Source organism: Clostridium estertheticum, from assembly GCF_018861295.1.
Taxonomy (GTDB): domain Bacteria; phylum Bacillota; class Clostridia; order Clostridiales; family Clostridiaceae; genus Clostridium_AD; species Clostridium_AD estertheticum_D.
This window is the reverse complement of record NZ_JAHLDM010000004.1, coordinates 167885-180968: the sequence shown is the minus strand read 5'-3', so window position 1 is coordinate 180968 and position 13084 is coordinate 167885. Positions and strand designations below refer to the sequence as shown.

Annotated in this window: 10 protein-coding genes; all 10 read left to right on the top strand. The window is 32.6% G+C overall.

All coding sequences use genetic code 11. From position 1 onward, the window contains the following. The first annotated feature begins 123 nt into the window (after positions 1–123). On the top strand, positions 124–1146 hold the full coding sequence (locus KPL54_RS06580) for a recombinase family protein (RefSeq protein ID WP_216105814.1): 1023 nt from the start codon (positions 124–126) through the stop codon (positions 1144–1146). Between the two features lie 112 nt (positions 1147–1258). After that, positions 1259–1546 (top strand): hypothetical protein, encoded by a 288-nt coding sequence (locus KPL54_RS06575; RefSeq protein WP_216105813.1) that lies wholly within the window; start codon positions 1259–1261, stop codon positions 1544–1546. A gap of 293 nt (positions 1547–1839) precedes the next feature. After that, positions 1840–2088: a hypothetical protein gene (locus tag KPL54_RS06570; RefSeq protein WP_216105812.1), complete on the top strand. Its 249-nt coding sequence runs from the start codon at positions 1840–1842 to the stop codon at positions 2086–2088. Between the two features lie 138 nt (positions 2089–2226). Then, complete coding sequence (locus KPL54_RS06565; RefSeq protein ID WP_253203368.1) at positions 2227–3036, top strand: HNH endonuclease; 810 nt, start codon at positions 2227–2229, stop codon at positions 3034–3036. A 742-nt stretch (positions 3037–3778) separates the two neighbouring features. Continuing rightward, positions 3779–6181, top strand: a complete 2403-nt coding sequence (locus KPL54_RS06560) for an SEC-C metal-binding domain-containing protein (RefSeq protein ID WP_216105811.1) — start codon at positions 3779–3781, stop codon at positions 6179–6181. A 496-nt stretch (positions 6182–6677) separates the two neighbouring features. After that, positions 6678–7463, top strand: coding sequence for a recombinase family protein (locus KPL54_RS25985; RefSeq protein ID WP_309245363.1), 786 nt, complete (start codon positions 6678–6680; stop codon positions 7461–7463). Positions 7464–7482: 19 nt separating this feature from the next. Further along, on the top strand, positions 7483–7605 hold the full coding sequence (locus KPL54_RS26460; protein WP_268038487.1) for a hypothetical protein: 123 nt from the start codon (positions 7483–7485) through the stop codon (positions 7603–7605). Positions 7606–7806: 201 nt separating this feature from the next. Next, positions 7807–8151 (top strand): DUF1413 domain-containing protein, encoded by a 345-nt coding sequence (locus tag KPL54_RS06550; RefSeq protein WP_216105810.1) that lies wholly within the window; start codon positions 7807–7809, stop codon positions 8149–8151. A 446-nt stretch (positions 8152–8597) separates the two neighbouring features. Continuing rightward, on the top strand, positions 8598–8798 hold the full coding sequence (locus KPL54_RS06545) for a hypothetical protein (protein ID WP_216105809.1): 201 nt from the start codon (positions 8598–8600) through the stop codon (positions 8796–8798). Between the two features lie 13 nt (positions 8799–8811). Further along, a complete protein-coding gene (locus KPL54_RS06540; RefSeq protein ID WP_216105808.1) occupies positions 8812–12453 on the top strand; it encodes an AAA family ATPase in 3642 nt (1213 codons plus the stop codon). Positions 12454–13084: the final 631 nt, after the last annotated feature.

Genomic DNA, 13084 nt, shown 5'->3' with positions numbered 1-13084 from the left:
ATTTTAGTTGAAAAGATAGATAACTGTTGAGCTGAGGAATCGGTTTGGTGTAAAAAAAGAAAATGTGCTCTATATATTAGAGTTTAGGCATAGATGAATCCATGGTTGTAGAGTGGGTTACAAATGGCAATTATTCAAAGAAGAGGTCCGAAAAGAGTTTCCGTATTATACCCGTTACTGAATACTTTAAATTTAGAAGTAACGGAAAATAATGAAAAGAAGTTAAGGGTAGCTGCATATTGTCGAGTCTCCTCTAGCAGTGATGAGCAGATATCAAGTTACAATGCACAAGTTCAATATTTTAAGAATTATATTATAGAAAACCCTGAATATGATTTTGCTGGTATCTATATGGATAAAGGTATATCAAGAACTAATCTACATAAGAGGGAAGATTTCAATAGGCTTATGCAGGACGCTAGAGAAAATAAAGTTGATATGATAATTACAAAAAGCCTGTCTCGATTTGGGCGTAATACTCTAGACTGTTTAAACAGTATAAGAGAACTTCGAGCTCTAGGAGTGGATGTATTCTTTGAGAAAGAAAACATCCATACAAAAACAAGTGAGGGAGAAGTTCTTCTAACATTAATTTCTGCTGTTGTACAAAATGAAAGCCTAAATCAATCAGAGAATGTAAAATGGGGAATACGTCGCAAATATGAAAAAGGTTGCACACAAAGCATAACAAGCGGGAAGTTCTTTGGATATAACAAGTATGAATCAGGTAAGCTTATGATAAATGAAGCGCAGGCAATTATTGTTATAAGAATATATCAAGAGTTTCTTGATGGGTATGCATACTATAAAATAGCAGAGCATCTTACGGAAGATAGAGTTGTTACTGAATGTGGAGATTCAGTATGGAATTTCAGCACCCTAAAAAAGATTCTAACTAATGAGAAATATAAAGGGGATACACTTTTTCAGAAGAAATACAATACAGATTATCTTACAAAGCGGAGAGTAAAAAACAATGGTGACTTACCAAAGTTTTATCATGAAGACACGCATCCTGCAATTATTGATAAAAATACCTGGGAATGTGTCCAGCTTGAGTTTGCAAGACAAGCTGGATTTATTAAGGAACATAGAATGAACAAATATCATCAGCACAGTAAGGAACTGACCCTTTTGGTAAACTGATTTGCAAGCATTGTGAGCATACATTAGTTAGAAGAGAATCAAATACAAAGGTGAATATTATTGGTGTTGCAAGAGATACAGAGCAGAGAAAAATTCAACAGTCGAGACAAATATGTGTTGTAATGGAATAAGAATAAGAGATGATGTCCCAGCTGAAATGTTTATAAAGGCATGGAACCAGATTGTAGAAAATCAGGAATGGGAGTCTAGTGCAAGTTGTGAAGGTGTACTTGAAAAATACAGACTAGCTGAATTAATTAGGCTGAAAAATAGCGTGGGAATAATTGATAAGATGTCATATGAGCTTATGCTGAAAACTTTGGATTATATTGAAATAGGACTTGATGGCAAAGTAGCGGTAATATTTCTAGTTGGAGCAACAGTAAATATAATTGAATGATTGATTGGTATAGGTAAACCCGTAGGATTAGTAGAAACTACTTTTCTTATGGGCGTTTTTTTATGCGGAAGTGGTAAAGATTTTAAGAGTTCAGAGGGAGTGCTGTAAATTCACTTTGACTAGTTTCTGTTATTGAGGACAAGGGTTTTAGTACATCAAATTTAAACTGTTTCCTTAAAATAATAACAAAAATAGAGGAATAAAATGAATTTTGTAGAAATAATTTGTAAGTATAATATGTAAAAAATACAATAAAGGATATTTAAGGAAATATAAGGGGTGGGATTTAGAAAATGATTAAACTTACGTCAGTACAAATAAAGCTTACAGAACAGTTATTGATAACTGTTATGAAGAAAGAACCTAATGTGGAATATAATGAGCTAGGGGATAGACTCATTCCTCAAATGCACTGGCGTCAAGTTCCAAGGAACATTGGTGTTATTTCAGGGCTATGCTATCAGTTAGGTTTACCTTTTCTTTCAGCAAAGGTGATTAGCAAGGGTAAAAATGTAGCCGGAATTGGGTTCTATAACCTTTAAACACAATATTTTCCTCAGGCTAAAAAATTAACCCCTAGAGAAGTATTTAAAGAAGAATGTAAGAAAATTAGAGAATTTACTGAATGGTATAAGCTTGCAGATTATTTACATATATCTATTGATTTGCCAAGAACCAATATGAAAATCGTTAATGTAGTTAAACCAGCAATAAGAATATTGCCAATGATCAGTAAAGATGAATTTCCAAGAATGAGTATAGAGGATGTTCAGAATAACTATTTCTGGGGAGAACTGATAAATAATCAAGAAGGCATGTATAACTTCAGAAAAATTGGAATGAATGCACCTAAAGATTCATTAGTATTATTTCAGTTTGATAACATTATTATTGCATCTGCTGAGCTCTTAGATATTGAAAAGTTTGTTATACCTAAGGATGGTAAATATTATGGTGCATATAGATTTGATATCAATTCGGTTAAAATATTTGAACCAATTACACTAGCTGAAATAAATAAAATAGATAGTAACATAACTGCGTTTTCACAGGTTAAACAAGAAATTAATTCTCTGTTTATGGTTGAAATTCAGGATTTAATTAAATCAAAGCAAATGCCAATTTTACCCGATGAACTTCCAAGGCAATACTACGGGAAACGTACAGAAGGAGCGAAAAGGCAGATTGTTGTTAATGCTTATGAAAGAAACTACAAAGCAAGGCAAGCATGTATAGAACATTATGGATGCAGATGTGTAGTTTGTGGTTTTGATTTTGCAAAGTTTTATGGCCCTGAATTTGAAGGGAAAATACATGTTCATCATGTAAAGCCACTTTCTGAAATTAATGAATCATATGAAGTGGATCCAATAAATGATTTGAGACCAGTTTGCCCCAATTGTCATTTGGCTTTGCACTCTAAAATTGATGGTAAAGTTTATGATATAGATGAATTAAAGTCTAAGATTAAAAGACTTATTAATAATTAATAAATGGGGTTGGATAATTTGTTTTCAAATGATAAGTATTATTCTTATAGTAACAAAGCACATGTTAACTATGTCGTGAAGGTGAATAAGGATAAAATTAAATGAATATTAAAAGGGACATATGATTTATCTAATTATAAATACAGAGATGTGATGCATATGGCAAAATATACAGATGAAAAAATTTTACTATGTCCAGAAAGTAATTATACCAATTATACCCTATTAAAAGTGGTTGCAAATTTATTTTTAAAAAATAGGAACTAGATAAATAGATGATCGATCATGAGAGGGGTTAAGTCTGATGAGATATGATTTGAGAGTTAATATTTCTAGTATAGATATATTAGGAAAGATTATTTTAGAAGAATTGACTAAAAGGAAGCTCTCAATATTAGAAAAGGAAACGGTATTTTAAATGTTATTGAAGTAATAAAAAATAAACACTTAATGAGATTAGAAAAAAATAGTACAAAACTAATAAAATATTTCTGTTATGCTTTTTAAATACGAAATGCAAATGGATATCTTTGACTTAAGATTAACGTAGTATAATGACTATAAAATAGTAAAGTTAATAATTTGTTGTATATTATGTATAATAATAGTATATTGTGTTTACAAATAATAACATATCAACAAACATAGTTGTATAATTATAATAGTAGGCTGTAGAATGTGTAGAAATATACTATATATTAGAAAGTGTAATTATGAATTAAAAGGGAAAGGATGGAATTGTATGAATGAAGCTACCTTTGAAGCAAATTTAAATAATGAACTAAAAAGAATTTTTCCTAGTTTCTTGATCCCTAAAATATCACATCAAAAAACATTTAGATTAAAATTTGGACATCATAAAATTGTAGTTGACGGAAGTTGTAAAGATGGGTACATAGGTGGTAGGCTTGATGTTTTGCTTGAGATGGATAAAAAGCCTATGGCTGTTCTAGAATTAAAAAAGCCTGGTATAAAGTTGACTATAGAGGATAGAGACCAAGGAATATCGTATGCTAGATTATTAGATAATATGCCTCCACTAGTTATTGTTTCAAATGGAAGTGAAACAATTTTCTACAAAACCTATGATAAAACAGAATGGCATCCCAATAAATTGGATGACCTAGCAATTGAATCTTTATTTTCTAATGCTTTAGCAGCTGCTTCAAATGAAATTGATGATGCAGTAAGACTTTTGATGGGTAATAGATCAGATTTTTGGGAAGGAGTGTTGAGAGAGTACACGAATGAAGCTTTAACAGAATTAAAAGGTGATATAGAGGATTTTTCGTATCCCATTTCAGAAAACTTTTCTATAAAGAGAGATGTTGTTTCTCAAATCACACAATCTATTAATGATGGAGAAAAGTTTATTGCATTAGTAGGTAACCCTATATCTGGAAAAACTAATGCTATTTATCAATTCTGTTTATCCAATGGTTTAAGTAATATAGTACCTTTATATATAGATGCATCATCGATTAGTTATGGAGTATTGCAGCATATATCAAATCAGTTTTCTACTAAGCTTTTTGTGAATACAGATGCTGGTGATGTAAGAAAATGGATAGTTGGCGGATTACGTAATAATAATGATAATAATAATGGACCAAAACTAGTTATTATAATAGATGGATGGTCAACTAAAGCAAAAGATAATATACTAAATGATGTTCAAGAATTGATTGAACTATCAAAAAACAATAACATATCAATAATTATTTCTGTTGATGAGTCTACTTTTAATGAAATAAGCTATATAGATGGTAGGCAAACAAAAAGTAAGATAGGGCGTCTTTTCAACAAGATAGAAATTGAAAGAATAAATGATAGTGAATTTAAGAAATTTCAATATTATATGTTTAATAGTTTCAATGCTATATTTTACGAGGGAGCTAAGTATAACCTTCAGTATAGAAATCCAGGAGTATTGAGGATACTAGTGTCAAGAACTTTCAAAAAAAGTAGACATATTAGCTTAGTGAAGAATAATAAAGTTTTAGTTATACCAAGTGTTTCAAGCATAAATATATTGGAAGCTGTTTGGCAAAAGTATATGAATATTGCTCAATTGAGAAATGATATGCAAGATTTAATAAAAGCATATATATCTGATGTGAATATTCAATCTAATGCTGAATTATTATTAGTTTCATATGGAAAATGCTATATATCCTATGACTCTGTTCAAGATATATTAAGTGATTCTAAAATTGAGAGGTTAAGAAATCAGGGGTATATTGAACTTATTAACGGGCCAAATGGAACAGGATTAGTATTGTTTAAGGTTCCAGAATTATTTTCAGCTAGTGCATCGTATTTTATTTTAAAGGAAATGGAGAGAATGATTTTAAAAAATGACTTTGATGGAGCATATGGATATTTGATTCGTAGATGCCAATCCTTACCGTATAGTGATTTAGTAGGTGCAAAAGTAATTTTTGAGTTGTCAAAATCTCATACAACAATTCTAAAAGAAATGGTTGAAAGATTATTAAATGATACACCGCTAGTTGAAACTAGGCATGAAGAGGGTGATTTCTTAGCACATACATCTATATTAAAGGCATCTGTAATTAACTTTGATAAAAATGAAGAATATACAGTTATTTCAAATATTTATCCTTGGCTTATTTTATCACAATTAGCATGTTACCCAATAGGTAGTGGCGATGGAAATAGATCTATTCACTTTAGAATACTATGTAGAGTTGGATCATTTAAGGAATTATTAAGAATGCCTGAAAATAATGCAGTTGAGGATATGGAAGGATTTCACTATCACTATAGGAAGAATATAGGACATTTCTTGTGTGGTAAAGTTGGGATAGTAGAGCCCATTATTTATTCTATGCAAACATCATTTATTAATATGCCGCAACAAATGATTGAGCTCTGTAAGCTCGCACTTAATGATGATAGATTTTTTTTAGCATGGAGATTAAATAAGGCGGCCACTTCCATGATAACCTACGATGATACAAATGTTGTAAGTATAGTTAAAGAAGCTATAGATATTTTAGAGCCTTTAGTAAAAACTGATTTTACATCAGAGCAATTAATAAAAAGAAATGGAATATCACGAAATGATTTATGTCCATGTAGAAGTAGGAAAAAATTCAAGGAGTGCTGTGGAAAAAGTTGATATATAAATAACATTAGCTACAGTTTTTAATTTTAGTGGATTTCAAGGTCATGTTTCGCCTTCATTAAGGAAACCCTCGACAGAAATATCGAGGGTTTCCTTATGCTTTAGTTTAAAGTGAGTGTGTTTGATTTGTAATCTATTATATAGCGCCATAGCTTGCGGCTTTGGCGTTTTTCTTTTGCCTAAAATATTAAGGGGTGTGCACCTTTTAGCAGAAGTCCTATACAATTTAGCAGAAATAAAATTAATAGCCTTAATAAAAAAAGCCGCTAAATTGTATCAAAGTTATAGTTATTAGACAAGAAGAAAGCCGTAGTATTTCGTCAAACGTTACGTGGGGCTAGCGCAAGAGGTTTGCAGATGGTAAAGTAAGCCTCCCATATGGACATTTTCTTGGCTATGAAAAAGGTGAAGATGGTATACCAAAAATTGTGGAAAAGCAGGCCTCAGTTGCTAGGATGATTTATAAATTGTTCCTTGAGGGCAAGACGCCATCAGGAATTGCAAAGCTTTTAACTACAAAAAAATTCCAACTCTCGCTGGTAAGGAAGTTTGGCAACAAAGCACAGTACTGAGTATTCTTAAGAATGAAAAATATAAAGGTGATGCTATGCTACAAAAAAGCTTTACGGTAGATTTTCTTACCAAGAAAAAGAAAGTTAATGAGGGAGAAATTCCACAGTATTATGTTGAAAATAGCCATCCTGCAATTATTACTCCAGAGGTGTTCGATCTAGTTCAGCATGAGCTTAAGAAACGTAAAAATGTCAAAGGTTATAAAACAGGCGGAGGATGTTTTTCAGGCAGAATAGTATGTGGGGAGTGCGGTAGCTTCTACGGGAGTAAGGTGTGGCACTCCGCCAGTAAATACCGAAGGGTTATATGGCAGTGCAATTCTAAATTCAAAAATGATGAAAAGCGTAGCACACCTCATCTTTACGAGGATACCTTAAAACAAGACTTCCCTGATGCCTTTAATAGCCTACTCACAAATAAAGAAGAAATATTACAAGGATATGAAGCTATAATTCAAGCCTTGACCGATACTTCAAGATTTGATAAGGAGAGGGTAAAGTTACATAATGAAATGGAGGTGGTTACTGAACTTCTACAAAAGTGTGTGGAGGAAAATGCAAATAGCGCTTTAGATCAAGCAGAGTATGAAGAACGATACACAATACTCGCACAACGTTATGATAATATAAAAAAGGGGCTTGATGAAATAAATAATAAACGTCTTGAGCGAAGTGCTAAGCGTGAGCACTCTAACTTTTATTAAAGAACTGGAGCAAAGAGATGTGTTAATAGTAGAGGTTGATGAGGAACTTTGGAATGCTACCATTGAGAAAGTGGTAGTTCACTCGGATAAGGAGATAATTTTTATATTTAAAAACAGAATGGAATTACAATGGAATATATAAGAATATTAGAAGACCCACAAGGCGGGCTAAGATAGGAGTAGGGATTTGTGGGTGTTTTTTATTTCTTAGTAATTAAAAAAATATTCTTGACATGCAAGTCCATACATGCTAAAATCGTTTTTAACAGGTATGGACTTACATGTAATATCTGCTAAAGTAAAACTCATAAACTGAATTATTTGAGAACAGGAGGAAGCTGATATGGCAGTATACAAATTCACATTAAACGATGAGTATTCTCATAAATTAGAACAAATGGCAAAGAAGGATGGTGTATCTGTTCAGGACTGTATTAGGAACAGGTTATTTAATCTAACAACAATTTATACACCTGTTGAAGCTGTAAAAAGAGCAATGAACAAATATGAGAAAGATGTTTGTTTTACATTACCAGAGTTGTATGGAGCGGAGTGGAATATTCAACGAGGAGTTGCTGGTGTGTTCGGTAAGCAATTCTTCAATTACATTTCCCATGAATGCTCTGATAAGATTAAATATGTTGGAATGACTAATTATGGACGTCACGCACAATACAAAATGATGTAGGGAGGTGAATAATGGATGAATAGAAATATTAGAAACATAATACAAAGTTATATAGCAAAAAATGGTCCAACTGACAGCAGAGTATTAATTTCAATACTTGCAAGATGATTCAGCACAACAAAACAGCGTATCTCTGGGAACATATCCTATATGGTTTGCCGCACTGGAACAATTCACATTATAAGGAATAATCCGCACAGCATACTATATTAGAAATTGTGTTCTTTCAATGGCCGACTGGTATGAATTCATACTGGTCGGTCTTTTTTTCTTACTTTAAGTCTGGGGTTGAGATTGAGGTGGAGATGTAGAAAGCATAATGGTTAGAAGTACCTTGTAGGTTGATGAAATTTACAAGGTGCTTTTTAATTTTTGTAAATATTGGTTACTTATATTGAAGGTATCAACCAAAAGGTTTATAATATATAAATATATGCAGGCAAATTATGACAACATATTATATAGTAATACAATTATGTGAAAAACTTAATATAAGTATTGCAGATGCTCTTGGGGTTACCTTTGAGCAGTCTTTCAAAGCAACTGGACATCTGAAAGATAAAGACTCTATTACAATAAAAGGTAGTTACGAGTTTTCCTGGGGACCAGTTTATAATAATAGCAGGTATTACGTAATAGAGGTTTAGGAGGAGAGTGCTAATGTGTAAGAAAGTTAAACCACAAACAAACTATGTACAACACTTTTCAACAAGAATTCCATGGAAGGATAACGATTATACTGGGCGAATTGACAATAATCCTAGGTATAATGTAGCTGCTCAAGTAATCCCCAACATTGCATCATCACGGGACTTAGAGTTTGAGGAAACCAATAAAGGTAAAAGTTACGAACAAGTAGGACCAGTAAGAATGCAAAGCTGGATTACAGAGAACGCTGCGTTTATGAGTGATACCAAGCTTTATCTTAAAATGAACCATCCATATAAAAAAGGAAATGCTAAGTTCAAGCATTTCGAAGAAACAACTTTTGAGATGGACCCTTATTCATTCTTATTGCGCCCTTTTTCATGGACTTTAAAGGATAATGCTAATAAGAAACAAAAGTATTATAATTTTTATTTTGACTTAGAAAAAACAGAACAAATGCTGAGCTGGTCAAGTTCGTGGGTATCGCATGGAGAATCTCAAAAAGGGATTTTCGATTACTTCTTTTCCGGAGTTAGTCCGCACAATTCATTGATCTTTCCATATTACAAACAAGTTCCATTTATCGAAGATAATCGGCGTGTAATTGCAGGAATAGGAAATATAGTATCAAATGTAGAAATTCATGAGTATGAGACTGATGGAAGCAGTGACGAAAAAAACTACATTTGGGAGACAAATGCAGCTCATTCAATAAGAATTGATGGCAAAGATGGATTTTTAATGCCATATCATGAAATTTCCGAGTATGTAAAAAAGCATCCTGATACTGATGTATCGAGTGTCACATTGTTTGAAGCGGCAGGTTTTAGAACGGAATTTTCATACGCAGCTGAATGGGTCAGCTACGATGCGGCTATTGATGTTCTAAATCAAGCGAAAATTGCATTGAAAAATATAGCTAAACTCAAGCTAAAAGAGGCAAATCATGAATGGGTTAATGTTCAACTTGAATATGTTGAAAATCAATTAAAAAGCGTTTGGAATCAACGTGGTATATTCCCAGGATTAGGTTCGATTTTATCAGCTTTCGGTGTTAGATACGGTTTCGATGTTGCTAAACATGTTGATACTTGTGAAAATGGCCTGATTTCTGAATTGAAGTTACACTTTTCAGGTGATAAAGAGACTGGGAACGAAAAATTGGATAACAGCTTAGCTGACAAAGAGGATGAATTTTCTGGTTTACTAAGAGATGAAGACAAAACTCGATTCTTTGAACTTTTGTCTCGATTGAATCTTTCTGTTGAACAAGCTATTTATGCTTGGGGTAACCTGAAAAATTATGCAGCTGAAATTATTAAAAACCCATACCGGTTATACGAACTTACACGAAAAGAAAAGGACGAACATCAAGTTACTATTTCTCAAATCGACAATGCAATGTTTGTGAATCCGTTGGTGGAAAATAGGTATCCTCTCAAGAAACCAACCAAAATGAGAACTGAAAGTGATAAACGCCGATTTAGAGCTATGGTGATATTTGTTTTAGTTCAAGCAGCAAATCAAGGCCATACTTTACTCAGTTATGATCAAATTGTTGAAGAAATTAACAAATTACCATTAGATAATAAAACGGATTTTCAAACAGAAAAGATTGAAGGTGTTCTAGAGTTCTTGCAGGAAGGTGAATTGCACGTTGATGTGGAAAATACTTATATCAAACTGAAAGAATATCAAGATTATAAACAATTGGTAGTCGATATAGTGAATAGCCGTTTAGGAACTAGTTTATCAAGTGAACAAAACTGGAGAAAAATTATTTGCGACCAATTTGGAGAACTTGAAAAAAATAATGAAGAAAACGATGAACTGGCTCGTGATGAAAAGGCGACAGCGTTAAAGATTATTGAATCATCTAGAATATCTGTCTTATTGGGGAGGGCTGGGACGGGTAAAACATTAGCGTTGGGGGTTTTTGCTTCTTCAAAAGAAATTAAAGCTGGTGGAGTATTAGCATTGACCCCTACTGGGAAAGCAAGAGTTCAACTTGAGAATTCATTTAAGAAGAATAGTGTTGAAGCTGAGTTTATGACTGTGGCACAATTTTTAATTCGTTCAAAAGGTTTCAGTTTGAACACAATGGCTTATAAAATGCCAAGCCAAGCTAGTTCGAGTATTGCCAAAACAGTTATTATCGATGAAAGTTCAATGCTGACTGAAGATATGTTTGCTGGCATACTAAAGCTTGTTGATTCTCATGCTGAAAGGATTATCTTTATAGGAGATCCAAATCAATTACCTCCAATAGGAGCAGGGCGCCCATTTATCGATTTGACTAATTATTTAGAGAGTGCTTATCCTGAAAAGGTCGCAACATTGAAAACTGAGATGAGACAAGGTTCAGGTGGTGATGATTTATCATTTGCTCAAATATTCTCTAATTCGGATTCAGTTGATAAAGATGTAGTTTACCGCATTCAAAACAATCAAACAGATAATCGTCTTAAATATATTCAATACACCGATTTAGACGAGTTAGAAAAAGTGTTCTTTGAAGAATTGGTAGAAATTGCAAATATGACAACTAAAGATGATATTGATGGTTTCAATAAAAGTTTAGGTGCTGAGAAAAACGGTAAATATACAAATTATAATACCGGAAGGCATATTGAAGACTGGCAAATTCTATCTCCTACAAAATTTATTGGAACTGGAAGTTACTATTTAAATAACCAAATCCATCAAAAATATCGACAAAAAACAGTTAAAGACTGGCAAACATGGAAATGGAAAAATAAATATGAACCTCAATCTGTTCAAAATATTGTTTTAGGTGACAAAGTTATTTCAAATAGAAATGAAAATAGAGAAGCCTGGGATAAGACAGAAGAATATATAGCAAACGGTGAACTTGGAATATTAAGCAGAGCTCAAAAAAACGGAGTTTATCCTGCTTCATATAGTTTCCGTTTTGGCTCATTTGAAGGAAAAGTATTTTCATATACTAAAGCTGATTTTGGTGGTGATAATAGCGATTCTAAGTTAGAACTTGCTTATGCTCTTACAGTTCACAAATCACAGGGTTCTGGCTTTGGCAAAACCATAGTAGTCATAAATGGTAAAAGTTTATTTGTTACAAAAGAACTTTTGTATACTGCGTTTTCTCGTCAAAGAGAAAAACTAATTGTGTTAAGTGATTTGTCAATTCAAGAATTAGTTCAGTATGCGAATGACTGGTATTCTGATACCAAACAACGATATACAGACTTATTCGAAGTTCCAAACATCATTGAGATAGAGTTTAGTAAACAAAAACGGTACTTTGAAGAAAAATTGATCCATAAAACCATTCGTGGTGAAATGGTTAGATCAAAGTCCGAAGTAATTGTGGCTAATATTCTCGATAAGATGAAAATTGAGTATATCTATGAAGAATCATTAAATGTTAGTGGTAAAACCTATATTCCTGATTTTACTCTACGCTACAAAGGCAAAACTGCTTATTTAGAGCATCTTGGAATGCTAAGAGATAAATCATATAAAAAGCATTGGGACGAGAAAAGAGCAAATTATGAAAGTGTGGGAATTTCAGAAACTCTTGGGAATTTGATAATTACTGAGGATGGATTAGATGGAAGTTTGGATGCAATGTTAATAGGGAGTAAAATTCAAACATGGATAAAAAATAGTTGATTTGTTCCCATCAACTAATGCAGGTTCTAACACAATACTAAATTGTTTCAGAACCCGGCACCTAAAGATAGTAAAACTATGATATGTCACCGTCTACCGATAGTACCAAAAATGCATGGATATGTTTCCGAGAACAGACGGCTCGTAGGACATCAATGCTGTCCTCTCGAGCCACCTTGTTAGTGGAAACAAATCAAAAAATAGAGGGGTATGCACCTTTTAGCGGAAAGCCTATACAATTTAGCGTTATTAAAATGAATAGCCATATTGAAAAAGCCGCTAAATTGTATCAAAATTATAGTCATTAGACATAAAAAAACAACAAGTTTGACACAATGGAAAACCCTTGAATTCAAGGGTTTTTGTTGTTTTTTGGGTAAAATCCAAGCTGGAATTTGAGCTTTGAAGCACAAAAATTTGGATTAAATCCAAATAAATGCAACAATTCTCTCAGCAATCGTTATCTCATAATATATTTAGCCTACTCATTATTGGTTTCTGTTATTGTTGATCTTTTCATACTGTAGTGAGTAGTTCTGCGAGTTTCCCTACTCGCAGATAGCTCAAATGAAAATTTCATCCAATATAATGATTATTGCCAAATTGTAATAAAATAATTAGCCTAACCATC

Excerpts from the sequence above, each read along its gene's own strand:
- KPL54_RS06540 (WP_216105808.1), top strand. The coding sequence starts at position 8,812 with ATGTGTAAGAAAGTTAAACCACAAACAAACTATGTACAACACTTTTCA.
- KPL54_RS06570 (WP_216105812.1), top strand. The coding sequence starts at position 1,840 with ATGATTAAACTTACGTCAGTACAAATAAAGCTTACAGAACAGTTATTG.
- KPL54_RS06565 (WP_253203368.1), top strand. The coding sequence starts at position 2,227 with ATGAAAATCGTTAATGTAGTTAAACCAGCAATAAGAATATTGCCAATG.
- KPL54_RS06550 (WP_216105810.1), top strand. The coding sequence starts at position 7,807 with ATGGCAGTATACAAATTCACATTAAACGATGAGTATTCTCATAAATTA.
- KPL54_RS06575 (WP_216105813.1), top strand. The coding sequence starts at position 1,259 with ATGTGTTGTAATGGAATAAGAATAAGAGATGATGTCCCAGCTGAAATG.
- KPL54_RS06580 (WP_216105814.1), top strand. The coding sequence starts at position 124 with ATGGCAATTATTCAAAGAAGAGGTCCGAAAAGAGTTTCCGTATTATAC.
- KPL54_RS06545 (WP_216105809.1), top strand. The coding sequence starts at position 8,598 with ATGACAACATATTATATAGTAATACAATTATGTGAAAAACTTAATATA.
- KPL54_RS06560 (WP_216105811.1), top strand. The coding sequence starts at position 3,779 with ATGAATGAAGCTACCTTTGAAGCAAATTTAAATAATGAACTAAAAAGA.